Genomic DNA, 23,538 nt, shown 5'->3' with positions numbered 1-23,538 from the left:
TCACGCGACACGTCGTGCGGCACGTGACACGACACGGCGCTCGACACACCACATCACTCGACGGGGGAGGGCGATCCATGCCCGGAATCCGGGCGGCCCGCGCGGCCGGTAGGCCCGGCGGTGCGCCGCGGCTGTACGCACTGGACGGCATACGGATCACGGCGGCCCTGGTCGTCGTGCTCTACCACTACGTCGGCCTGAACACCGCGTGGGGCCGGAACACCTCCGAGATCTTCCCCGCGCTCCGGCCCTTCGCGCTCTTCGGCTGGCTGGGCGTGGAGATCTTCTTCATCGTCAGCGGGTTCGTCATCTGCATGAGCGTGTGGGGGCGGACCGTCGGCGACTTCGCCGTCTCCCGCGTCTCCCGCCTCTTCCCCGCCTACTGGACGGGCGTGATCCTCACGGCCGCCACCCTGTGGGCGCTCCCCGAGGTCGCGAAACTGCGCCACTTCGACGACTGGAACGCCGTCCTGGTCAACCTGACCATGCTGCAGGGCGGCGTCGGGGTCGGGCACGTGGACCACTCGTACTGGACCCTGTTCGTGGAGCTGAAGTTCTACGCGCTCTTCGCCCTGGTGGTGATGTGCGGGGTCACGTACCGCAACTGCGTGCTGTTCTGCGGCATCTGGACCCTGGCCGCCGTGGCCGCGCCGACCACGGACTTCCGGCTCCTGCACTTCTTCGCGATGCCGCAGTACGCCCCGTACTTCATCGCGGGCATCGCCTTCTACCTGATGCGCCGGTTCCGCCCCACGATGCTGCTGTGGGGGATCGTGGCCGTGCAGTTCCTCGTCGCCCAGCACTACGTCCGCGGGCGGATGGAGACCAACCTCGGCCGCAACCTCGCCGACCAGCTCTCCACCTGGCCCGCCCGGGTGGTCATCGCCCTGGGCTTCCTGGCCATCGCGGCCGTGGCCCTCGGCCTGCTGGACCGGATCCAGTGGCGCTGGCTCAGCACGGCGGGGGCGATCACGTACCCGCTGTACCTGATCCACATGTCGATCGGCATCACGCTGATCCACCACTTCCGCGACCGGGTGGACCCGGCCCCGCTGCTGGCGTCCGTGACCGTCGGCATGCTGATCGCCGCCTACCTCATCCACCGGCTGGTGGAGCGCCCGCTGACGAAGCGGCTGCGGGACGGCATGCGCGCCGGCATCCAGGACATCCGGCTCAACACCCCGCTGCCCGCCTCCCGCGCGCCCCGGCCCCGGGTCCCCGCCCAGCCCACGGACTCCGACCGCGACCCGGTCCCGGCACGCCAGACCTGACCGGCCCCGCCGGGTCGCCGGACCGTCCGGCCGGGCGGGTCGAGCAGCCGGGTCGGCCCGGTGGCGGTGCGTGGCCGGTGGACACCCCGCGCCAGCAGCGGCGATCCGCTAGGCTGTCACCCGGTCGACGGCCGCCGGGGCCCGCGTGTCCCGATCCGTCAGCCGCCCGCCTTCGCGCCTTCGTCGCCTTCGTAGGGCTTGGAGAAAACCCCATCACTGCAGGTCAGCGGGTAATCACCAGCCTCACTCAGAACGCATGACTCCCAACCTGAGAACGCTCAGCGAATCGCTGCAGGTCAGCGAGGGCATCCGTTCATGCACTGCGAAGACTGCTTCCCGATTCCGGAGTCCCGTCGATCAAGTGAGCGGGAGGCACCTCTTCACTCTCCTGCGCGCTGCCGCGCGACACGAGCACGGCTCCGGGAAGCTCGTAACTACCCCCGTCCGGACCAAGGGATCGCTCGGCCGCTGTATCCGTCACGCGCCTCACGAACATCGTCGCGACAAGGCCTGAGCACTACAGAGCTAGGATGCCCACGGCTGTCGATCAAGGGGGTACGACATGGTGGGCGCGCAGAGGCCCGAGCTACTGCCGGACTGCGACGTGCCGACCCAGCGCAGACAGCCAGATGACTTCGTCACGACCTGCCTTGTCCGCCTGGCCGACGAGTCACTCGGTGACGCCTGGCGGACATCCGCCCTGACAGCGTGCATGGTCCGTGGAGGTTCTGCACTCGCTGCGGCGACATTCATGGTTCAGACTCCAGGACCCTGGTACGAGGACTTGCGACGCATCCTGCGGTTGTCCGGGGTCAATGTCGATCGGCCGGCGTACTCCAGCGCCGACTACACCGTCGGCCTCTGCTACGTCGCAGGCACCAAGGGCCTCCCGGCAGGACTGCGGCACCGCGCAGCTGACGCCCTGGTGCATCGCGCGAACGACGTCGGCTACGCGGAAGCCCGACACCTGCTGCCCAAGAACGGCTGGAGCTGGTTGGCGGACGCGGTACGTGAGGGGTGGGCCTTGTGGACCGCGCAGCTCTTCGCCCAGGACGAGACGGCCCCGCTCACGACACGTATGAGAGTCGGTCTGGCCCTCGCCGAGCACGAGCATCCTGCTGGCTACATACCGACAGCTCTGGAGCGGCTTGCGGCACACCCGGGTGCGGCAAGCAAAGATCGTCTCGCCCTGGCCGTCGCCGTGGGGCAGCGCGCCCCCAAGGACGCGACGGGTCTGCTCTGCTGCGTCGCGTCCGACTCGATCGTTCAAGCCGGCCACCGGATGCAGGCCATTGAACTGTTGGACGAGATCGACCCGGTGAAGGCTGAGGAGATGCGGGCCCTGCAGACCCGCCTTCCCTCCGCCCGGACGTCTCGTGACCAACAACGAGACGCCGCCGCGCGCGCGGAGCAGGAGGCGGCAGCGCGGCGCGAGCGGGAGACCCCCGCGGCGGTCAAAGAGCGCCTCGATTCCAAGGTGGAGAAGCTTCTGGACGATCTCCGTGGCCGCGGCTCGGCGGACTGGCTGGCCGATGATCTCGACAACCACATCGCGGAGAGCGACTGGAACCAGGTGGCCCAGGACATCGCCGACATCTGCGGTCTGGTCCGTGACGAAGAGGTCGAGTCCTCGCTCCGCCTGCTGGAAGTTCTCACGCAGATCAGGTACGGCGACGAGGCCAGTCCGACGTCGAGCACTTCCGACCTCGAGACGCAGGGTGATCTGGACTTTCCCCGACTCACTCAGGAGGAGCTGGAAGATTACGCGCGTGCCAAGGCAGAGCGCTCCTGGACCTTCTGGAGGGAGCTCGTCGAAAAACACGGTTGGGATGACGACAAGCTCTATGAACTCGACCGTCAGGCGGACGAGGTGGATCGGAATGTTGCCGACTCGCTCTGCCAGAAGGCCGGCGATCACCTGCGAGCGCTACAACAGTTCCTGGTGTGGGAACTCTGGCCCGCTCTCGTGAACGCCGCGGAGCGCCGAAACTACGGCGCAGCGCGCGGTCACCTGGCGGCCGCCCGACTCCTTGGGGACGAAGCAGAGCACGCCGAGGTCCTGTGGAGATCGGCAACGCTCGAGAACTACTCCTTCGACCCTCGGGCCATGTCCTGGCCCCGTGACTTCTGGCTGGTGCTGGAGCAATGGCGACGAGGCGCTCCTGCCCCTGACGCTCGGGACTGATCCGGCCGCTGGCGCGTACCACGCGACCGGATCTCTCCTCAGCACCCCGCCAACCATGCCGGGGGCCATACCTACTTCGCCTTGGGCGCCCACTCCTGCGCGAAGGTCTCCATCTGCTTGAGAACCAGGTCGACGGCCTCGCGCTCCTCCTCCGGGGGGTAGTCGAACTTCGCGAGCACCCGGCGGATGCGGGAGCGGAGCTTGGCTCGGACAGGCTCCCGGGAAAGCCAGTCGACGGACAGGTTCTCCCGGATGTCCTTCACGAGCGCGCGGGCGATCCGGGCGAGGGTGTCGTCTCCACCCGTGATGAGCTCGGCCATGTTGCGGTGCGCGACGGCGTCGTAAAAGGCGAGTTCGGCGTGGCTCAGCGGCGGGTCGAAGTGTTCGCCACGGCGGGCCTCCACGGCGATCTCCGCTGCCATGGTGGCCAGTAGGGCGATTGTCTGGGCGCTAGTCAGCTGCTGGAGCATGTAGCGCCTCATCAGATCATCGAGACGCTCGGCAAAACTCTCGTGGCGGACGATGTTGTGCTTGGTGACTTCACGCATCTTCTGCTGGATCAGGCGCCGCAGGGCCTCGGCGACAAGATGCGGCGTCTCTGAGTTCTCCAGCTTGCGCAGCTGGGCCTCGTTGAGGTGGGTGATGTCCAGCTTGCCTATGCCGGCCTGTTCGTACAGGTCCGTGATGTCGTCGGCGTCGACGACGGAGGCAGCGAGCTGCTTGAGGTAGAGCTGGACCTCCGCGGAGAGGGGTTCGCCCTTCGCCTCCCGATCGGCGGCGTCGAGCTTGACCATCCAGGCACGGACCTCGGTGAAGAAGGCAATGTCGCGCCGCCAGTTCTCCAGGTCCTCGCAGCGCTCGACGATCTCCCGGCTCATGGAGCAGATCCGGTAGTAGCGCTCCAGGCGGTAGGCGCTCTCCTTGAACTTTGTGGACAGCGGCTTGGCGTCGCCCTCTACCTGATTGCCGGGGGTCTTCGGGTCGCGCAGATAGTTGGAGACCAGTCGCAGCGCACGCTTGCGGGGCTCCGGGTGCGCGGTGTCGGCGAGGAACTCCTTCCAGCGGCTACCGGCCAGGAGTCCCTTGATGTCGTTGAGTTCGTTCTTGACGTGGGTGATCGCTCGCTCGATGTCCGCGCCGAGCGTCTTGTCCTCCTGGTCGCTGGGCGAGTATTCACCGAGCGCCTTCGTGAGGTGGTCGGTGAGTGGGGCGTAGCCGACGAGGAGGCCGTCCTGCTTGCCGCGGAAGCGACGATTGACGCGGGCGAGGGCCTGCATGAGGTTCGCACCCTGCATCGGACGGTCCATGTAGAGGGTGTGAATGGGCGGAGCGTCGTAGCCAGTGAGCAGCATCGAGTGGACGATGAGCAGCTCGAGTGCATCGTCGGGGTCCTTGGCACGCTTCTGGACGATCTTCTGCTGGGACTTGCGCAGGCCGTGCTTGCGGAGAAATTCGAGGTCGGTGGGGTCGCTGTGGAAGACGATCTTCATGACGCCCTCATCGACCTTGTCGCTCGCCCAGTCGGGGCGTCGCTTGGCGAGGACGTCGTACAGCCGCACGCAGATCTCACGGGTGGCGCAGACGACCATCGCCTTGCCGGGGCCGCCGATCTGCGGCTTCATGAGCTCGCGGCGCTGCTCCCAGTGCTCGATCAGATCGTCGGCGAGGGTCGCTATGCGGTCGTCTGCGCCGTACACGGTGTTCATGGTGGCGGCGCTCTGCATGGCACGGCGGCGCTCTGCATCGTCCATACCCTCGGTCAGAGCGTTGGCCTGCTCGTCGATGGCGTCGGGGTCGACGCCGGGCGGGAGAGAGACGTCGATGACCCGTGGCTCGTGGTAGACACGCACGGTGGCGTCGTCGTCCACGGCCCGCTTGAGGTCGTAGCGGTCGATCTCCGCCCCGAACACTGCCCACGTGTCGGCTTCGGCCTTGGAGATCGGGGTGCCAGTAAAGGCGATGAACGTGGCATACGGGAGCGCGTCGCGCAGGTGGCGGGCGTATCCATCAAGACTGTCGTAGTGGGAACGGTGCGCCTCATCGACGACGACCAGGATGTTGCGGCGCTCGGAGAGCCGCGGATGGCTGACGCCGGTGGCCTTCTCCTCAGGAGTGAGCCCGAACTTCTGCAGCGTCGTGAAGATGATCCCGCCGGTGCGTCGACTCGACAGCTCGGTGCGCAGCTCCTCGCGGGTGGTCACCTGGAGGGGTGCCTGGCGGAGGAGGGTCATGCTGTCCTGGAACGTCTCGTACAGCTGGTCGTCGAGGTCATTGCGGTCAGTGACCACGACGATGGTCGGATTGTTCAGCGCCGGGTGTCGGGAGACCAGAGCGGAGGTCTCCACCATCTCCTCGGACTTGCCGGCGCCCTGCGTGTGCCAGACCACGCCGGCCTGACCGTTGCTGCGGGACGCCTCGACGATCGCGTTCACAGCCTTGGTGACGGCGAAGTACTGGTGCGGCTTAGCGATCCGCTTGCCGGTCGGCGTGAAGTTGACGAAGTTGGCCGCCAGGGAGAGGAAACGGGGCTGGGTGAACAGACCGTAGAGGGCGAGATTCAACGCCTCCAGACCGTCGTAGTCGGGGGCATTGGTGTCGACGCGCTTGCCGTCCTCGTCCACGTTCCACGGGGCGAAGTGCTCGTACGGCGTGAAGACGGTGCCGTACTTTGCGGTGATGCCGTCCGAGACGAGGCACAGGACGTTGTAGCGGAACGCGATCGGGAACTCGGCGACGTACGTCTGGATCTGCGCGTGCGCGTCCTTGAGCGTCGCGTTCTCGGCGGCGGCGCTCTTCAGTTCGACGACGGCCAGCGGAAGACCGTTGACGTAGAGGGCGACGTCGAAGCGGCGGTGGCCGCCGTTGTTGTCCCGCAGGGTGACCTGCTTGACGACGAAGTACGTGTTCGCATCAGCGTTGTTGAAGTCGACGAGGCGGACGGTCGGGCTCTGCTCAGCGCCGAAGTCATCGGTGTACGTGAGCCGGATGCCGGAGACCATGTGGGCGTGTGCCTGCTTGTTCTCCGGGTATGCCTCCGCGGACCGCACGTCGGTCGCGATGCGAAGAGCGTCGCGGACGGCCTTGGGCGGCAGCTCGGGGTTCAGCCGCTCGATGGCGTCCTTGAGCTCGTCGTGCAGGACGAGGTCATCCCAGTCCGCCCGCTGCCCGGATCCGGGAGCGATGTCCTCGCTCGTCTTCACCTCCCAGGCGAGCTCCGCAAGCTGCTCCATGGCCAGGCTCTCCCACGTAGCCTCGGTCATCTTGCCGTCGCGCTTCGCGCGGTCGCTCGTCATACGACGGCCTCCACAATCCGCTCCGCGTCACGGACGCGGAGCTTGCCGGACATGAGTTGAGGGAGCAGGGTGTCGCGGAGGGCGGCGAGGGTACGGTTTTCGTCGTTCCGCCCACGAACCAGAGCCATAAGATCGCTGATAGCCCTGTCCAAGCCGTTTTCCACCTCAGTGGGCAGCGGCACTTCAAGCTTGCTGAGGTTTCGCATGTTGAGCTTTGGTTGCACAGCACCACTCACCAGCGCTGAAACATCAGTGAGCTGTAGTGCCACCGCCAGCAACTCGGTGGAAATGGACCTTCCCGTTAGCACATGCGCATGGTTGTTCACCCAGAAATCGCCCCATACGTACTGAGTGACAGGCTTACGTTCTTCCGTGATTACAGTTCCATCTTCCCCAACCAGCAAGTGAGGTCCGCTGAACAGGAAATCGCGAACGTAATCTACTACGCCAGCTGCACCATAGTAGGGGTAGGGGCCCGGGATTTCCGCACGCTGCCGAGATGAGAGCGGCACCCTCTTCCTGTTATGAAACTCTGCCAACTTCCCCAGTTCTTGTTGAGTCGACCCCGCGTTCAGAGCATTCACATATTTTGACTCCATTAGCTGGTGGGCCGTGCGAGCGATGCGCTCATTAGCAGCAATTTTGTCGTCCAGCGACCCAAGAACACCAACTACACCCTCTTGTTGCGCCAGAGAGGGAACCCGCAGCTTGAGCGACAAAATGTCACCCAAGCTGATGAAGTCCGCCATGTCGGTTTGCCCCTTTAGAGCATTCGCCTGAATCCAGAAATCGGCACTCCTGAACCAGTAGTACAGATATCGCGACATCAGCGGACCATCGGCGTGCGGCCGGAAGTAACACAGCTGTGGGCTGTAGGCATAACGCGGGGCTTCGCTCGGAATCAAGGCAACCCGGCCCACAGTTCCCTTGACAGTGAGGACAATGTCTCCGGGGCGTGAGACCTTTGGGCCATGATCCCGAGAATGACTCTCCAGGGATGAGCTGAAATCGGGCGAGCCAATCTTGCCATCCAAGACATCTGCAACCCTCAAAATGGGGAGTTCCTGGTTGACCGATCGAGGCCGTCCAGCCCCGACTTCAATCTGATTCTCGTCGACCAGCTCTGCAAGCGACACCGTTCGCTCAGCCATCGATCCTCCCCAACTGCTCGCGCACCACAACGTCAAGCCGTGCGGACTCGTCGAGGTGAGCGAAGAGTTCCTTCGTCAGACGGGCGATGCGCTCGCCCACTGGTTCCGCGTCCGGGTCCTCCTCAGCCTCCGGCGCTCCCACGTACCGCCCAGGCGTAAGCACGTGGTCGTGCTTGGCGACCTCCTCCAGCGTGGCGCTGTAGCAGAAGCCAGGCACGTCCTCGTACGAGATCCCCTTCTCCTGCGCGGATTTAGTGCCACGCCACGAGTGATACGTGTCGGAGATCTTCTCCAGGTCCTCGTCCGTAAGAACGCGCTCAGTGCGGTCAACCATCGTGCCCATCGCGCGCGCATCGATGAACAGCACTTGGCTCCGCCGGTCCTCTAGGGCCTTCGCACCCTGAGGGGTCTTGTCCTTGGTGAGGAACCACAGGCAGGCAGGGATGGCTGTCGTCCGGAACAGGTTGCCCGGGAGCGCGACCATGCAGGCAACCAGGTCAGCCTCGACGAGCGCCGCGCGGATCTCGCCCTCGCCGGACTGCTTCGAGGACATCGAGCCGTTGGACAGGACAACGCCGGCCGAACCTCGGTCACCAAGCTTGGACACGATGTGCTGAAGCCACGCGTAGTTGGCGTTGGAGAGTGGCGGCACACCGAACTTCCACCGCCGGTCGTCCGCCTTCCTCTCCCAATCAGACATATTGAACGGCGGGTTGGCCATGACGAAGTCGGCCTTGAGGTCGGCCAGCTTGTCGTCCGCGAAGGTGTCGCCCCAGCGCTCACCGACGCCCTTCGGGTCCATGCCGTGGATCGCGAGGTTCATCTTCGCCAACCGCCACGTGCGCTCGTTGGCCTCCTGGCCGTACACCGCGATGTCGTGGCTATGGTCGCGGCCGCGCCGCTTGGTGACGAACTTGCCGGACTGGACGAACATGCCGCCCGAACCGCAGGCCGGGTCATAAACACGGCCCTCGTACGGCTCCAGGACTTCCACGATGAGGCGCACCACGCTCGCCGGGGTGTAGAACTCGCCCGCGCGCTTGCCCTCGGCCCTCGCGAACCTCTCCAAAAAATACTCGTAGACCTCACCGAGCACGTCCTGTGCCGGGCGGTCGCCGTGCCCCGTGAAACGGGCGTCGCTGATCAGGTCGACGAGCTGCTTCAGCCGGCTCTGGTCGACGTTGTCGCGGTTAAAGATCTTCGGGAGGACGCCGGTGAGGGCCTTGTTGGCCTTCATCACTTCGTCCATGGCGTCGTCGAGGAGCTTGCCAACGCCGTCCTCCACGCTAGCCGCGTTCTCGGCGATGTAGTCCCAGCGGGCGGTCTGCGGCACCCAGAAGACGTCCTTCCTGGTGTACTCGTCGCGCTCCTCCAGGAAGGCGCCGCGGCGATGCTCCGGGATCTCCGCGAGCTCAGGGTCGGCGGCCAGCTCGGCGCGCCGCTCTGCGAAGGCGTCGGAGACGTACTTCAGGAAAACCAGGCCGAGGACGAACTCCTTGTACTGGGCAGCGTCCATGGAGCCGCGGAGCTTGTCGGCGGCCTTCCACAGGATGTCCTGGATCTCTTTGGTGCTGGAGACGCCGGGCAGTTCGCCCTGACCGGCGGTGGCTCGCTTACGCGGGGGCATCGTTCCTTCTTCCTGGTTCCTTGGTGGCGTCGGATTTCAGAAGTTCAACAGGGTTACAGCATGGAGCGATTCGGGGCGGCTTCGTCGATTGTGAGCGTGCCGTCGGCCAGGCCGGCGATTGTCAGCCGTTTCGCTTCATCGAGCGCGTCAACCTGAGCTTGTAGCAGCTGCCCGCGCCGTTCCGTCTCCGCCAGGAGCGCGTCGAAGCGCTCGATGTCGTCCGGATCGAGGTCAGGTAGTTGGTAGTCCTCGATGCGACGGGGGCGCACGGCACTCGGGCTGCGCCTGGTCGCACGAGCGGCACGGAGCAGCGCGGCCAGCACACGTGGCGTCAAAGGTCGTTCACCGTCACTACGGACACGCAGCACCCGCGCCGGGAAGGTGACGACCTTGAAGCCCTCGTGGTCAACGTAGAGGCCGAGTTCGGGGACCACGGTGTAGACGAGGTCGCCGGGCTCGGTGAGTGCCACGTGGTCGTACTTCGCAGCCAGTACGAGCCGGTCGATACGGCGGGCGCCGACCGGACTGAGTCCGGTGATCTCCTCTGGACCAATCACGGTGTGGTGGCCCGCACCGCTGATGTCCGTTTCATCGACACGGTGGCCCTTGAGCTTCGCCACCCGCCGCTGCTTGAGCAGCGCTCCCAAAGTCGTTCGCTCCGGCAGGCGACCCGTGCGTCGCTGGACGCGCCCCCGGAAAGGGCCGTGCTGCTTGCCATAGGTCCGTACCTCCTCAGCGACACGCTCCAGTCGGGTCTCGGCCTCGGCGATCAGCGCGGGACGCTCCATGACCGTGCGCGCCAGGATCTGGGAGGCGGGCGGGCCCGGAGGCGTGAGCGGGCCTCCGAACGCCCGGTCCAAGTCCGCGACGCGTGCGACTCGCCCGTAGCGAGGGTCATGGCCGCCAAGCCCCTGGAAACCCTCCGCCCGCCACAACAGAACGTCCTCAGCGAGGCGAGCGCTCACGCGCTCGGTAAGCGCCTCCGCACTGATGTCGACGAGAAGGACATATCCCTCCGCGTCCGGAACCGGCTCGCGGGTGAGGACCCAGAGGGCCGGCCGATACGCGGGCCGGTAAGGCAGAGTGCCGGCTGGCAGGGCAATGACGGCCTCGACGAGGTTGCGCCGCAACAGGGCCGAACGCAGCTTGGACTCCTCGGTGCCCGTCAGTGCGTCGACAAGGGCATCGGCGGGGCCGAGCACGATGGCGGTGCATCCAGGTCCGAGCAGGTCCGCAATCCGCTCCACGTCTGCCAGCGCGCTTAGCACGGACCGGTCTTCGCCAGGGCGATACGGGAGTTGCGTGACGACGATCTGTGGGTCGGCGAGCCTTTCCTCCAGATCCGTGCCGGTCTGCACATCGAGTGCGAACTCGTCGATGCCGGCCAACAGGAGGCGACGGCGAACGATCCGGGCCAGACGCTCGTCGGGGTCCGCTGCCAAGGCAGTGATGCTCTCCGGTTGCTCCGCCTCGCGGATGAGAGCCGCCAGGACGTCGCCTGCCCTGGCGTACGGGTCGGCCAGCGTGACTCGCTCACCTCGCCCGAGGCGGGGGCGCAGGTCCGCGAGCTGTACCAGGAGGTTCAAGAGCTCCGGGGCCAGGGCGTCGGCAGCAAGCGTGGTGGCACCGAGCCGCGAGCGCGAGGCAAGCAGCCACTCGTAAGCTCCTCGCTCACCGTAGGCGGCCTCGATCATGTCCTCGGCAAGGCGTACGAGCGGAACGGCGTCCTCGTCTGCGACCTGAAGCTCCCGCAGGAGAAACTCGTCGTCCGGGTCGATGCGCTCAGCGCGGCCCATAATCGTGTCCCATAGCCGCAGGGGCGCCGTCGCTTCCTCCCCGTTCTCCCCAGCCAGGGGCTGCTCATCGAGGTACCGCAGAGAGAGCAGCGCGCCGACGGTGTCGACCGTACGCAGCGCATCAGAGCGGTCTGCATGTGCGGCCAGGCTGTAAAGCACGAGTTCGGCGCGCAGCTGAGCCGGATCCGCATTGCCAAGCCCCGTGGAAAGGAGCCACTGCGCGATCTCCTCGCCATCGAACTGAACGCGGCCGGCCATCTCGGCCACGGGCGCCGGAAAGCCCGTGTAGCGTCGGCGCCACGTCGATACGACCGGCCGTTTGACCTGTGCCAACGCAGCGATCTCGGGCATCGAGAGCAAGGGGCTAGCTGCGGCACCGGCGGCAGGGCCGCGGAAGAGCGCATCCGTCACGGCGTTCCCTCCTCTCAGTCGATAGGCGGCGGTGTTGCCGGACCCCTGGCACCAGATGGTGCGGTGGATTCGGGGATGGCCCACACCCTAGAGCACAGCCTGCACTCGATACCTTTCATTCTTCGATAACCTCGGTTATCAGAACTTCACTGTTCAGTTCCCTCGCCGCCCCGCCACTCTCGGAGCGCATCGCCTCAGTCGTCAGACAGGCGGCACCGGCCACCACCCCGTGTGGCTGATCGACTCCATGCCGAGAGGGATCCACCGATGACCATCACCATGCCGACCGCCGCCGTCGAGGGCATCCAGCTGACCGTGACCCCGTTCCGCCCGGACGCCGTGATCGGGACCATGGGGCTGCCGACCCTGCTGCAGCTCGTCCCCTCGCCGAAGGCGGAGGAGGACAAGCGCGCCCTGAAGTACGCCTCGGGCACCCTGCGCCGGCACGCCGAGGTGCGCGGGCTGGTCCAGCGAATGCTGAAGGCGACGCAGAAGGGGCGGAACGTCACCTCGTACGCCTCCTACATCGCCACCGGCATCAGCGGCGGGCACGGCGCCGCCTGGTCCACGCCGCCGATCACGCTGTGGCTCGACGGCCACCCGGCCGCGGTCGGCGACGAGCTGATCGCGGGCACGGGCATCCGCACCATCACGGTGCTGCCCGGCTCGCCCGTCGTCGCCATCGACGGGGAGACGCAGGTCACGGCGTGGCACGAGCTGTACGACAACCCGGAGCGGTTCGGGACGACGTACGAGAAGCTCGGCCAGGTCCGGGTGCCGTTTGAGCTGTATTTCGGTCTTACCGTCGAGGACGCCCGGCAGATCTTCTACGACCGCAACGTCGAGGGTGTGCCGGTGGCCAAGAACTTGGCGATGTCGATGGACCAGCGGGACATGGGCACCCAGCTCGCGCACCGGATCTCGGAGACGGTGAAGGTCGAGCACGACGGGAAGATCGTCCCGTTCAGCAAGCTGGTGCAGGGCCGCAAGCGCCAGCTGACCAAGACCGATCCGGAGGTCGTGACGCTCTCTGCGCTGCGGGTCCTGGTGATCACGGCGCTGCACGGGCGGGGCGGGCTGGGGCTGTCCTCGGCGACGGTCCACGAGGGCGACCTGCCGGAGGGCGTGAGCGCCGAGCAGGCCGAGCGCGAACTCGTCCCGATGCTGTCTCAGGTGATCTCGGCGCTCTTCCCGCACTTCGCGGCGCGCGGCACCGTCTCGGCCCCCGCCGTGCTCGCCGGCCTCGGGATCGCTGCCCACCAGGCGACCAGCTGGGCGAACGGTGGCAGCCGGCTCAGCGTCGAGGAGCTGCTGCGGCTGCTGGAGCCGGTGCGCTTCGAGCGCGAGGCCCGCTACTGGGACGGCGTGGCCGCCAGCGCCAACGCGGCCGGTGCCCTGAACTTCGGTGGCGGCGCCAAGGACTCCGGCGGCCGGGTCGCCGACGCGCTGCTCGGGCCCGACACGGACTTCGGGCGCAAGATCCGCGGCTGGTAGTCCGCCCCCTCCCTCTTGCTGTCTACGGGGCCCGGTGTGGCTACCGGGCCCCGGTCCGACCAGCACTTCACCTCTGGAGAGAACTGACCATGAGCACTCAGCACCCGCCGCAGCCCCTTCCCGACAGCTGGGGGCCCGGACCCGCTCAGCCGCTCCCCGCCACGAAGCCCACCCGCCGCAAGGCGTGGCTGACCCACGGCGCCACGGCCGTCGTCGCTCTGCTGATCGGCACCGCGATCGGGGCGAACGGCAACGACACGGGGAACCCGCCCACCGCGTCCGAGAAGCCCCGGGCAGTCGAGACGACGACCCCGACGACCGAGCCGGAGCCAACATCCCCCGCACCGGAGACGACCGAGGCGGAGCCCGCTTCCCCGGCACCGGAGACGACCACGCCCGAGCCGGCGCCCACCAAGGACCCCGGTCCGGCCAGCACCTTCGCCGGCGACGGGGAGTACCTGGTCGGCGAGGACATCGCACCGGGCACCTACAAGACCGCGGGACCGGACGACGACTTCGGCTGCTACTGGGCCCGGCTCAAGAACGCGAGTGGCGAGTTCGACGCGATCATCGCCAACAACAACCTGAACGGCCCGGGCCGCGTGACCTTGAAGAAGAGCGAGTACTTCCAGACCCAGCGCTGCCAGGAATGGGTCAAGACCGGCTGATCCGGCTGCGAGCTCCTGTTCGCCCCCATAGATGAAAGGAGAAGTCGGATGGGCCGACGCTCACCGCTCGCGCGCGCCTGCAGCCCGCGCCCGACGCGCAGCCCTCAGGGTGTACGCGTGCACGACCAGGTCAAACCCGTGGCCGGCCCGATCGTGGTGGCCACGGACGCATCCGTCGCCTCAGAGCTCGCGAGCTGCGGCTACGTGGCGACGACCGGCCACAGCGGAGTACGGGCCCACCTGCACCCACGGCGGCTCACCCAGTCCTCCACCCGCGTCGTCGTCCATGAGCTCCGGGCCGTCTACTGGGGGCTGAACGCGGTCCTCACCGCCGCGCCCGGCCGCCCGGTGGAGGTGCGCTGCGACAGCCTCAGCGCTCTGCACTTCCTCGCCCAGTGGGCGCAGGGCGGATCGGGCATGCCCGCGGGCTACGACACCGAGCTGCGCTCCGAGGGGCGAACCCCCACCCTCCTCAAGCTCCAGATGATCGCCGAGTACACGCCCGGTCTGACCTTCGTCCACGAGAAGGCGCACGTCGGCCACCCTCTCAACGAGGCCGCCGACTCTCTGGCCAAACTCGGGCTCCGCTGCCTGCGAGGCATCGTTCCTGCATCCGAAGTCCCCCGGCTCGTGCCCCTGTGGGCGACCAACGCTCTCGACGCCTACACCCGGTCCACGAGGTCGACGTCCCGTCCCGCATGCAGCAGCCCCTGAAGTCGGCGCGGGAGAGCTTGCAACAATCGCGAAGCACAGTGAAGCGGGCTTGGACAGGGGGCAAATTCCGTGACGCGAGATGAGCTGCTGAGCACACTGTCAGCGCTGCGTAGGGCGCAGATAGGCGGCCGACGTGCACCGCACAAGCCGCTGCTCGTGCTGTGGCTGCTGGGGAGGTTCGCCGAGATCGGGAGCACGGCCGTCTCGTACGACGAGGTGGAGGAACCGGTCAGCAGACTGATCAACGACTTCGGGCCGGCAATGACGAACCCTGCAAGGGCTCGGGAACGGGCGGCGATGCCGTTCGTACACCTGGAGCGCAAGCTGTGGGAACTGCGGGACCGGGACGGCAACGAGATCGGCCCCGACGCTCCGGAGCGGGGCAGCGTACTGCGCGCCCGAGGGGCACACGGTCGCCTTCATTCCGGCGTGGAAACGCTGCTTGCCGAACCCGGCACGCTGGCTGCGGCCGTACGCCTCCTCCTTGAGCAGCACTTCACCTCCGTGCTCGAGGCACCCATCTGCGACGCCGTCGGGCTTGACCTCGCTACCGATCTCGACGGCACCGCGCCCACCGCCGCGGAACGGAAGCGGCGCCGACGCCGAGCCGGGTTCGCCGAGGAGGTCCTGCACGCCTACGCGTACGCCTGCGCCTTCTGTGGCTTCGACGGCGCCCTCGGCCGCAACCCCGTCGGCCTGGAGGCCGCGCACGTTCGCTGGCACAGCCAGAACGGCCCCGACGAGGTGAACAACGGTCTGGCCCTGTGTTCCCTGCACCACACCCTCTTCGACCTTGGTGCCCTCGGCCTCCTGCCGGACCTGCGCATCCAGGTCTCCGAGCTGTACGTCGCCCGCGGCCCGGTCGGCCGAGCCGTCGACGACCTCCACGGCCGGCCAGTCGCCACACCCCGCCCCGGGCGTCCCACCATCAGCCAGCAGTTCGTCCTCTGGCACGGCCGCCAGGTCTTCAAGCGACCCGGCGCCCAGGCCGCGTAGTCCCCTCAGCGGACACGGCGCCGAAGCAGAGGCTCTGGGGCAGCGTGCGCGCTCTCATTCGACGTGCTGTTCCGCAGCGCCGCGATCTGTCACTCAAGGGCCCGGACGTCCTCGGCATTATTGACCGTCGCCACCTCCTGGACCGATACGGCCAGCGGGTCGGAAGCGAGCGCCGTCCCTGCGCTCTCGCAGCATCTCAACGGCGACGGTTTGGAGGAAGCCGAGGCGCTGATGATCAACGTCGGGCCACTGCGGTCGGCTTCGCCGGGTTCGGATCGGAGGTAAGCGTACTCAGCAGCGGCGAGACTCACGATGTCTCGGACTTCGCGCCACAGGACTGGTGGGGTGGCTCCCCGCCTGTCTGAGCGGCGGGCTCAAGGTGCAACTCGACAAGGGGGCATTCAGGGCACGAGCGAGAGCGCAGGCCGCGCGGCTCGCTCCGCGCGATCTCCCTCGCCTTCAACCATGGTCACCGTCAAACCGAAGAGCATCTTGTTCATCTCCTCGGTGGTCAGCCCCAACTCAGCCGCGACAACAGCGGGGCGGATGCCGCTGGCCCACAGGGCCTGGAAGACCTTGGGAAGGACCTGGGACGTCTCCCGCTGCTTCATCCCGTGCGGCTCATCCGTGCGGTAGCCCCGCTTGCTCAGCTCGGTGCATGCCGAGCGGTACTGCCAGTCGCTGAGGAGCCCGAGGTCGCGCATCCGGTAGGTCAACGCCATGGCCGAGACCTTCCAGATGCTCTTCGCCTTAATGATCTGGTCGACGTGGGCTCCACGGGGCATGTGCCCGAGGACGCTGGCGGTGGGCATGAGAAAGGCGCTGGCGAAGTCGTTGGCCTGGCGTTCCGCCTCCGGTCCCGAGCAGGCACGGTCGCTGCCGTGCATCACGAGGTGGCCGAGTTCGTGCGCAGCGTCGAAGCGTCCCCGCTCGACGGACTTCATGGTGCTGAGGAAGACGAAGGGGGTGCCGTCCCGCCAGACGGCGAAGGCGTCCACCTCGACGTAGTCGGGTGCGAGGGAGAAGACCCGGACTCCGTGGGATTCGAGCAGGTGGACCATGTTGGGAGCCGGTGCGGATCCGAGGCCCCAGCGGGTGCGGACCATGTCCGCCGCCGTTTCCGGGTCCGGCTTGGTGAAGGACGGGACGTCGGGAGCGGGAAGCCGGAAGCGTCGGTCGATCCAGTCGTAGAGCATCGCCCCGAGGGTGCCGGCCGATCGCGCGGCGTCCAGCGTGCGCGCCGATGTCTTGCTGCGGGCCCGCCAGGAGATGCCGTCGGCCGGCAACTCGTCGAGTTCCGGCCCTTCGAAGAAGGTCTCCGGGAAGTCGAGGGCGGCTGCGATGCGAGCGATCGTGGCACGCCGCGGGGCTGTACGGCCCGTCTCGTAGTTCGACAGGCTCTGCAGCGAGAGCGTGGTGATCTTGGCGAGATCAGCGAGCGTCATGCCCCGGCGCTTGCGGGCGATCGTGATGCGGGACGGGGTCACCATGGTGAGACTGCCTCGGGATCGGTGGTGCGTGTCAGGACGGCGACCAGGCCGCCGCCCTGACCTGGGGCGTCAGCGGAAGTCGACGGGAATGTCGATCTCCTCGGGCCCATCTTCGTCCGGAGGTTCGATTCCGTCCATTTCGAGGACCGGAAGAGGGATGCGCCTCTTCCACTCGGCGACGAACCCGTTCTCGACCTTGGCCGGAAGCGAGAGCTCGCTGTGGATGCGCACGGAGTCTCCGGCCTGGACGCGGTAGGACACGAGGAACCAGATCTGCAGCGCCTCGGCCTCGTCCTCGCTGAGCACGGCCTCGTCCGGGCCGGGAGGGGAGAGGAACAGCTCCAGCTGCTCGTTGTTGCGCTCGGCCGCTCGGGCTGTGGCGGCGCCCCTCTTGCGGAGGTTGGTGGCGTGCTGGTGGCGGTTGCCCGTCGCTGCGTCCCCGATCATGACGCCGATCGCTATCGCCTTCTCGGGGTTGTAGACGAGCTCCAGGTGATCATGCAGGAGCCGCTGCCACCCCTCGTTGAGGATGTGTTCCTCCCTAAGGATCCGCACGTGCTCTTGATAGGCGCGGGTGCCCGCCGTGTTGGCCGGGTGGTTGGGGGTGGCCGTCCGCCGCGCCGCCTCGCCGGCGTACAGGGCCGGGTGCAGGTACTCCAGTTTCGTACCCAGATTCGCCAACTGCGCGTCGGCATCTCCGGGTTCGGGGGTGGGAGCGACGAGGGACAGGGCCATGGAACCTCCGGTGAGCGACGGAAACTTATAAGAACCGTACCGCAAGCGCGGAGAGGAATTTATAAGAAACGCGCGCTGATCCAAGAACTCACGGCTCGAGCGTGATCCAGCCGTCGGGGATCCAGCCACCGGGGTATCCCTCGACGAAGACGGCGAGCTCCGCGATCTCGAGATGACCCAAGTCCCGAACGGCGTCACACCAGGGAATCCAGCAGCCCTCAAGGCCAGCCTGCGGGACGAGCGAGTGGGCCGTGTAGATGCGCACCTCGCGGCACCCACCCCCTGGGAAAGGTGTCGCACGCACGCGTGCGACGACATCCCCGCGCCGCACCGATCGACCCGAGAGGAGCCGTCCCGACGCCCTCTCGTACGCCTCACCCTCCCGACATCGGATCATCGGGAGTGTCAGGACGTCATCGCCAGCGGGTGACGACCCGGAGGCCAGGAGCAACCTGCGTCGCAGATCGAAGCACAAGAGATAGACCATCCGCCGCAACGGCGGTGCATACATGCACATGGAAAAATCGTCGCGCCGCGCGGCGGCCGCGCAAGGCGGCAGTAGCCGAAAGGCGTACGGGCAGGCTATTCAGCGGGAGGAAGGATCCGGAGGCAGAGCCGCCGGCCCCGGCCAGAGCTGGAAGCCGAAGGCCGCCTCCAGTCGGGCAAGCGTCCCCAGGTCGGGCATGACCTTGCCGTTGAGAACCCTACTGACCGTGGAATGGGTCACGCCCGTCGAGTCGGCGAGAGTGCGCAGGGTGTGCCCCGTGGAAGCCATGGCCCGTTCCAGGTTGCGTGCGAACGCCTGGCCGTAGTGGGCGCTGACCGGGGCGTCCGGCGCGAGAGCGGCATGGGGCCAGGAGCCGTCGACCACATAGTGGCGCGGCACCTGGTCATTACTGCTCCTGGGCATGCCGAGATCATCCCACGCACCCATGGGCCCGCACCTTTCTCCGCCTCGACTCCTCGGACAACACTTCACCGATGTTGCAAGTATGGAACAAGGGTAGAGGTCCACCCACTCTTTGGGGCAGTGTTTGCAACTACAGGCCCCGGCTGACCGAGCCGCCCTGGCCAGCCTGCTCCCCCGCACCTGGATGACGGACCACACCCGAATGACTGCTGCGGGGAGCGCAACGGCCCATCGGGCCGCATCGAGATCACCGGGCGCCTCGATCACCGCCACGGCCGGCCATGCCGCATCCCGACCTGTGCAGTACCCCAGTGCATCGCACCCTCCGACTCCAGTGCGGCATGCGCCAACGGAAACATGGTTCAGGCCGGCACACACGGAGTGGAACCTTGGTTCCACCTGCAACGAAGAGCACTCCATCTTCTCCGCAACTCGCTTACTGCTTCGCTGGATTGACCTTCGTGCCTCTCCAAAGCAGCAAAGCACCATCGATGTTCGAGATTCTGCTGCGTCTCACGCATCGCACCGCTACCGTGTGCTTGGATCAAGAAAGGGGAGCGACATCATGGGCACAGCCAAGGGCGCCGCCACGCACCCCTTCGTGGTGCATCTGCGGCAGGTCGAGGCGCTTGAGCGGGATCGGTGGACCACGGCCGACGAAGCCTGCGCCAAGGCACAGGACGCGATCGATCAGGTGCGTCTGCAGCTGGCGGATGCGGAGCGGGAACTCGCTCAGGCCGAGCAGCGACGTCTCATCGCCTCCGAACGCCTGTCGGCTGCGGCCGAGATGATCGCCAGCGCCGAGGACTTCCTGCGCGACCCGACCGTCGACCCCGCGGACGCTCAGGAGACACGGGCCACGGACCCGCCTCCACACACGCACCCCCCGGCCTCCGAATCGCGGACGCTCAAGGAGCTCGTCCTCGCAGCGTTCACCGGCACCGAAGTGCTGTCGCCGGCAGAAGTCGCACCCCTGGTGCGGGTTCACCGACCGAAGACGACAGACAAGGCCGTCCGCTCCACTCTCACCACCTTGCGCCGGGACGGAGCACTCGTACTCGTCGAGCGCGGCTCCTATCGGCTGCCGAAGCAAGGGGAGCGCCTATAGCGGCCGTCCCCCATGCAGACGAAGAGGCGCCACCGGTGGATTGCGGCCTCCGGCGGCGCCTGAGACACGTCAGCTGAGGGCCCACGCGTCCGCCATCAGGTTAGGGCATGACGCGGCAACATACCGGGCTCTCGGCAGATCGGTGAAGTTCACACCGAAACGAACTGAGGGCCCACACCATGACCAGCTGTCCACACATGCACCACTCTGCGCATCAAACGCTGAAGGCCCCCGGCCTCCGCCGTCTGTCACCGGGCGGCGTCCGTTGACTCCACGGCAGGCTGAATCCGGGGGACGCGCCATCCTCCCGACCGAGCGCATCAACGTCAGACGGCAGCTCGAACTGCTCGATGCTGCAGTAGAGCTCGGCGGACCCGAGATGCTCCCCGTACCTTTTCCCGAGGCGGGCGCCCGTCTCGGCGTGGGCGAGGCAACCGTCCAGTCCGCCCAAGGCTTCATGCGACAGAACGGCCTTCTGAGTCCCTCCCGCGGAGCGCTGACCGTCACTGCTGAAGGCCTCAGGCTCTCCGAGCTACGCAGGGCGGATTCCGCCCGCGCCCGCCTCTACCTGCGGAACCTGTGGAAGGACGCCTGGTTCACCAGGTCGGCGGTCAAGCTGCTGCGAGGCGCGCCCGAAGAGGCGACGGTGCTGGCCCAGCACCTGTCCAGGCACCTCAGCAAAACGGCTGAACGGGGCATGCACCTCGTCGAGTGGCTCGACTACGCCCTGGTCGTGGAAGAGGACGGTGAAGGGCGCATGCAACTCGTCGCCACGCGCGCGACCACGCCGCCTCCGACGTCTGCTTCCCCGGCCGCGGCGCCGCTCCTGGCCACGGCCGAGGAGATCTCGGGCCTCCCTGACAGCCAGTTCTTCGCCGTGATGCAGGCGTACCGGACACTCCTCACCTCGCGCGCTCACGCCGGAAGCACGACACCTTCCGCATAGCCGCCTGACCACCGCCCCCGCGCCGCCGGGCGACCGGCCGGCGCGGGGTTCTCACTCTTTCGCTCACTTCCTGTTGCCGCGGAGATCACCCATGCCCAATGTGTTCCATGTATGGAACAGTCACGAGGGTTCCCACCTACTTTCCCGCGCCCTACGCGGACAGGCGGAACTCGTCGGCGCCACCCTCACCCGCCGGAGGAACATCATCGTGGGAAGCGAGCTCTCCCTCGTCCACGCCACCGATCAAGTACTCAACGCCTGGAAGGACATGGTCACCCGGGACGAGATGGCCGAGCAGACCTACGACAAGTTCTCCCTGCTGCTCAAGCGGTACACCCGCTACGCCACGCTCCGGGGCGTCCTCGTCCTCCCCGATGCCGGCCCCGGCGTCACCGAGGACTTCGTGAACGCCCAGGGCCGCAGTCGTCACGGCCACGTCTCCGAGTCCGCCCCCGCTACCCGCCTGCTCCGTCGGAGCGTCGTACGGACCGCGTTGCGTACCCTGCGCGAGCTCGACCTGAGCGATCAGGACCCGACCCGTGACATCAACCTGCCCACCCGTACGTACGAAGGCGTTCGTGCGCTGACCGAGGACGAGGCCGTGCTGCTGCGCCACCATGCCGCCTTCGTCACCCGGCCCACCCGGCACGCCGCCGCAGCCGCACTTGCCCTGGCCGGAGGCCACAGCGGCGAGATCGGGCACATCGTCGCCGACGACCTCGACCTCGACTGCTCCCGGGTCTGGATGCACGGCGCCACCAAGTACGAATCCCGCTGGTGCCGCCTGGACGCCTGGGGGCGCCACGTCCTGGCCGAACGAGCGGCACACGTCACCTCGCGGCACCCCGACACAGCCACCGCGCGCCTTGCCGTCTCCTCCTCCCCCGCCTCGGATGCCGCCCTCCAGGCCCGTTCCTGCGTAGCCCTGGGCGACCTGCTGCGCCGCATCGGCCTCGGCAACGACCCCTACGTCAAACCGGCCTCGGTCACCGCCCGGGCCGCAGTGGAGACCTTCGAGCACACCGGGCGCATCGAGGAGGCCGCCCGAAGGCTCGGCCTGCGCTCCCTGGACCGTGCCGCAGCCATCGTCGGCTACGACTGGCGCACCGACCCCGCCTACACGGACGGAGGCACGATCGATGCCTGACGACGTCTTCGGCGCGCCTTTGCCGGACCTCGCACGCCCCAGCCGCAAACGACAGCTCACCGACCGCCACCAGCGCACCGTTGACCAGCGCGTCCAGGACTGCCTGAACTACCCGCTGCTGTACGAGATGGCCGAACTGCTGCCCGCGCCGCACCAGGTGGGATGCCCACGCGAGTACCCGCCCATCGTCTACCTGCTCATGGCGGTGCTCACCCCGGTGACGAAGTCGAAGCGCTCCACGGCCGGACTCCTGGCCTCGGCAAGCCAGTGGCGCAGCCTACGCGCGGCTGTCCGGCGCCACATGGGCCGCAGGGCCGCCATGGCTCTGCCTCTGGCCGCACCGACGCGCAGCCAGTACGACTACGCGGTGAAGACGCTCCTCGTACCCAGCGTCGACCTGCTGGAAGAAGAGTTCCGCAGGTACGCGGCTCTCCAGGCCCTGGAACAGGGTCTGTTCCCCGCCTCGATGCCCAAGGTCTGGAGCCGTCCGGAACGCCGGCAGCTCCTCGTGGGCGATGCCACCGTGCCCAAAGCACCGTCGAAGGCACGTAAGCAGGAAACGGTCGACCCCGTCACGGGCGAACTGCGTACCCACCGGGTCGACCCCGCAGCCCGTGACTACTACGAGAACGGCGAGAAGGCCAAACGGCAGGTACGTGGCACAAAATGGTTCTTCGCCTCCGGACGCAGCGACGGCTACTGGACCCGCGTCATCCTGACATTCGCGCACGTGGCGGGCGGCGAATACGAGGACGAGGCCACCGTCGCGGTCCGCCAGTTCGCCCACCTCAAGAACGTGCTCCCCGACTGCATGGGCGTCATCTACGACGGCGCCCTGCGCGGCGTCCACCGCGACGCCCTGGCCCGCCGAGGGCTGCTCGTCGTCAACAAGCAGCACGGCTCGCTCAACCCCGTCTTCTACGAGCGCATCAAACCGTGCCGCAGCGGCCATGACCTGTGGTGCGACCAAGGCCGCATCGCTGAGAGCATCCGCATCGACGACGGCACCCGCGTCCTACAGCCCGTCCCCATCACCCGACTGGAACCACGCATCGGAGTGACCAAGAGCCGCTGGTACCACCTGCTGAAGATCCCCTGGCGGCACGGTGACCACGAATACCGCGTCCCCGTAGGCATCACCACCACGGTCGAGGACCGTGCCCTGCGCGACGCCACAACCGGCCAACGAATCCCCAGTGATCACGAACGCGGCTTCCACCGCGCCGAATACCTCCAGCAGATCCCCCAGGACACGCTCTCCCACCAGCTGGTCTACCCGTACCGCAGCGACTCCGAGTCCGTGCACAGCCAGTTCGATCTCAGCCTGTGGAACCGCCGGATGATCGCGTACGGAGTCGAGCGCCAGAAGGTCTTCGTTCTCGGCTTCGCGCTCTCCCAGAACGCCACCAGCCGTCAGGTCTACCTCGAAGGCCGCGCCGATGCTGCGATGGAGTGCCGGAAGAATGCGTGATCACAACCGACCCGACAGATGACCAAGACTCTGCCAATACAGAGGTGGGGGGGGGGGGGGCGTGGAGGGACACCGCCAACACCCCCAAGCACACGTCGCAGGAGAGCCGCACCACCAACCCCAAA

At 67.3% G+C, this 23,538-nt stretch carries 18 protein-coding genes; 10 read left to right on the top strand and 8 right to left on the bottom strand.

Annotated elements, in window-relative coordinates:
- Positions 1–77 precede the first annotated feature (77 nt).
- Positions 78–1,271 (top strand): acyltransferase family protein, encoded by a 1,194-nt coding sequence (locus ABTZ17_RS23405; protein ID WP_352197646.1) that lies wholly within the window; start codon positions 78–80, stop codon positions 1,269–1,271.
- A 784-nt stretch (positions 1,272–2,055) separates the two neighbouring features.
- Positions 2,056–3,456 (top strand): hypothetical protein, encoded by a 1,401-nt coding sequence (locus tag ABTZ17_RS23400; protein WP_352197645.1) that lies wholly within the window; start codon positions 2,056–2,058, stop codon positions 3,454–3,456.
- Between the two features lie 71 nt (positions 3,457–3,527).
- On the opposite strand, the gene ABTZ17_RS23395 is transcribed toward ABTZ17_RS23400, so the two are convergent.
- The 4 genes from ABTZ17_RS23395 to ABTZ17_RS23380 are packed head-to-tail and all read right to left on the bottom strand — an operon-like array spanning position 3,528 to position 11,734.
- On the bottom strand, positions 3,528–6,749 hold the full coding sequence (locus ABTZ17_RS23395; RefSeq protein WP_352197644.1) for a type I restriction endonuclease subunit R: 3,222 nt from the start codon (positions 6,747–6,749) through the stop codon (positions 3,528–3,530).
- Entirely contained in the window at positions 6,746–7,900 is a 1,155-nt protein-coding gene (locus tag ABTZ17_RS23390) for a restriction endonuclease subunit S (protein WP_352197643.1), read from the bottom strand. The genes ABTZ17_RS23395 and ABTZ17_RS23390 overlap by 4 nt, the downstream gene beginning before the upstream one ends.
- Complete coding sequence (locus ABTZ17_RS23385; protein WP_352197642.1) at positions 7,893–9,527, bottom strand: class I SAM-dependent DNA methyltransferase; 1,635 nt, start codon at positions 9,525–9,527, stop codon at positions 7,893–7,895. The genes ABTZ17_RS23390 and ABTZ17_RS23385 overlap by 8 nt, the downstream gene beginning before the upstream one ends.
- A 53-nt stretch (positions 9,528–9,580) precedes the next feature.
- Entirely contained in the window at positions 9,581–11,734 is a 2,154-nt protein-coding gene (locus ABTZ17_RS23380; protein WP_352197641.1) for a hypothetical protein, read from the bottom strand.
- Between the two features lie 267 nt (positions 11,735–12,001).
- On the opposite strand from ABTZ17_RS23380, the gene ABTZ17_RS23375 reads away from it, so the two are divergent.
- The 4 genes from ABTZ17_RS23375 (at position 12,002) to ABTZ17_RS23360 (ending at position 15,606) form a co-directional block, all read left to right on the top strand.
- Positions 12,002–13,228, top strand: coding sequence for a DNA sulfur modification protein DndB (locus ABTZ17_RS23375; RefSeq protein ID WP_352197640.1), 1,227 nt, complete (start codon positions 12,002–12,004; stop codon positions 13,226–13,228).
- Between the two features lie 89 nt (positions 13,229–13,317).
- Positions 13,318–13,896, top strand: a complete 579-nt coding sequence (locus ABTZ17_RS23370) for an Rv1352/Rv1906c domain-containing protein (protein ID WP_352197639.1) — start codon at positions 13,318–13,320, stop codon at positions 13,894–13,896.
- A 117-nt stretch (positions 13,897–14,013) separates the two neighbouring features.
- Positions 14,014–14,610: a ribonuclease HI gene (locus ABTZ17_RS23365; protein WP_352197638.1), complete on the top strand. Its 597-nt coding sequence runs from the start codon at positions 14,014–14,016 to the stop codon at positions 14,608–14,610.
- Between the two features lie 69 nt (positions 14,611–14,679).
- Positions 14,680–15,606, top strand: a complete 927-nt coding sequence (locus ABTZ17_RS23360) for a phosphorothioated DNA-binding restriction endonuclease (RefSeq protein ID WP_352197637.1) — start codon at positions 14,680–14,682, stop codon at positions 15,604–15,606.
- A gap of 401 nt (positions 15,607–16,007) precedes the next feature.
- Here the strand turns inward: ABTZ17_RS23360 and ABTZ17_RS23355 are convergent, their stop codons facing one another.
- The 4 genes from ABTZ17_RS23355 to ABTZ17_RS23340 all read right to left on the bottom strand — a co-directional run bounded on the left by ABTZ17_RS23355 (position 16,008) and on the right by ABTZ17_RS23340 (position 18,717).
- Entirely contained in the window at positions 16,008–17,096 is a 1,089-nt protein-coding gene (locus tag ABTZ17_RS23355) for an ImmA/IrrE family metallo-endopeptidase (RefSeq protein WP_352197636.1), read from the bottom strand.
- A 69-nt stretch (positions 17,097–17,165) separates the two neighbouring features.
- A complete protein-coding gene (locus ABTZ17_RS23350) occupies positions 17,166–17,831 on the bottom strand; it encodes a hypothetical protein (RefSeq protein WP_352197635.1) in 666 nt (221 codons plus the stop codon).
- An 88-nt stretch (positions 17,832–17,919) separates the two neighbouring features.
- Complete coding sequence (locus ABTZ17_RS23345; protein WP_352197634.1) at positions 17,920–18,096, bottom strand: hypothetical protein; 177 nt, start codon at positions 18,094–18,096, stop codon at positions 17,920–17,922.
- Positions 18,097–18,417: 321 nt separating this feature from the next.
- Positions 18,418–18,717, bottom strand: coding sequence for a helix-turn-helix domain-containing protein (locus ABTZ17_RS23340; protein ID WP_352197633.1), 300 nt, complete (start codon positions 18,715–18,717; stop codon positions 18,418–18,420).
- Positions 18,718–19,306: 589 nt separating this feature from the next.
- Between ABTZ17_RS23340 and ABTZ17_RS23335 the strand changes: the two genes are divergently transcribed.
- The 4 genes from ABTZ17_RS23335 to ABTZ17_RS23320 all read left to right on the top strand — a co-directional run bounded on the left by ABTZ17_RS23335 (position 19,307) and on the right by ABTZ17_RS23320 (position 23,413).
- The gene (locus ABTZ17_RS23335; RefSeq protein ID WP_352197632.1) at positions 19,307–19,849 is read left to right on the top strand and encodes a hypothetical protein; all 543 of its coding nucleotides are present in this window, start codon (positions 19,307–19,309) and stop codon (positions 19,847–19,849) included.
- Positions 19,850–20,114: 265 nt separating this feature from the next.
- Positions 20,115–20,795 carry a hypothetical protein gene (locus ABTZ17_RS23330; protein ID WP_352197631.1) on the top strand — a complete coding sequence of 227 codons (681 nt, stop codon included), beginning with the start codon at positions 20,115–20,117 and terminating at the stop codon, positions 20,793–20,795.
- Between the two features lie 208 nt (positions 20,796–21,003).
- Positions 21,004–21,942: a site-specific integrase gene (locus ABTZ17_RS23325; RefSeq protein ID WP_352197630.1), complete on the top strand. Its 939-nt coding sequence runs from the start codon at positions 21,004–21,006 to the stop codon at positions 21,940–21,942.
- Entirely contained in the window at positions 21,935–23,413 is a 1,479-nt protein-coding gene (locus ABTZ17_RS23320; protein WP_352197629.1) for a hypothetical protein, read from the top strand. Before ABTZ17_RS23325 ends, ABTZ17_RS23320 begins: the two co-directional genes overlap by 8 nt.
- The last annotated feature ends 125 nt before the right edge of the window (positions 23,414–23,538 follow it).

This window comes from Streptomyces sp. NPDC097619 (genome assembly GCF_040302735.1).
Classification (GTDB): Bacteria; Actinomycetota; Actinomycetes; order Streptomycetales; family Streptomycetaceae; genus Streptomyces.
The sequence above is the reverse complement of the archived record's forward strand: the minus strand, read 5'-3'. Positions and strand labels throughout refer to the sequence as shown.

What these genes read in the sequence shown, in the direction of transcription:
- ABTZ17_RS23320 (WP_352197629.1), top strand. Translation starts at nt 21,935, where the DNA reads ATGCCTGACGACGTCTTCGGCGCGCCTTTGCCGGACCTCGCACGCCCC.
- ABTZ17_RS23335 (WP_352197632.1), top strand. Translation starts at nt 19,307, where the DNA reads ATGGGCACAGCCAAGGGCGCCGCCACGCACCCCTTCGTGGTGCATCTG.
- ABTZ17_RS23385 (WP_352197642.1), bottom strand. Translation starts at nt 9,527, where the DNA reads ATGCCCCCGCGTAAGCGAGCCACCGCCGGTCAGGGCGAACTGCCCGGC.
- ABTZ17_RS23370 (WP_352197639.1), top strand. Translation starts at nt 13,318, where the DNA reads ATGAGCACTCAGCACCCGCCGCAGCCCCTTCCCGACAGCTGGGGGCCC.
- ABTZ17_RS23355 (WP_352197636.1), bottom strand. Translation starts at nt 17,096, where the DNA reads ATGGTGACCCCGTCCCGCATCACGATCGCCCGCAAGCGCCGGGGCATG.
- ABTZ17_RS23375 (WP_352197640.1), top strand. Translation starts at nt 12,002, where the DNA reads ATGACCATCACCATGCCGACCGCCGCCGTCGAGGGCATCCAGCTGACC.
- ABTZ17_RS23405 (WP_352197646.1), top strand. Translation starts at nt 78, where the DNA reads ATGCCCGGAATCCGGGCGGCCCGCGCGGCCGGTAGGCCCGGCGGTGCG.
- ABTZ17_RS23395 (WP_352197644.1), bottom strand. Translation starts at nt 6,749, where the DNA reads ATGACGAGCGACCGCGCGAAGCGCGACGGCAAGATGACCGAGGCTACG.
- ABTZ17_RS23350 (WP_352197635.1), bottom strand. Translation starts at nt 17,831, where the DNA reads ATGGCCCTGTCCCTCGTCGCTCCCACCCCCGAACCCGGAGATGCCGAC.
- ABTZ17_RS23390 (WP_352197643.1), bottom strand. Translation starts at nt 7,900, where the DNA reads ATGGCTGAGCGAACGGTGTCGCTTGCAGAGCTGGTCGACGAGAATCAG.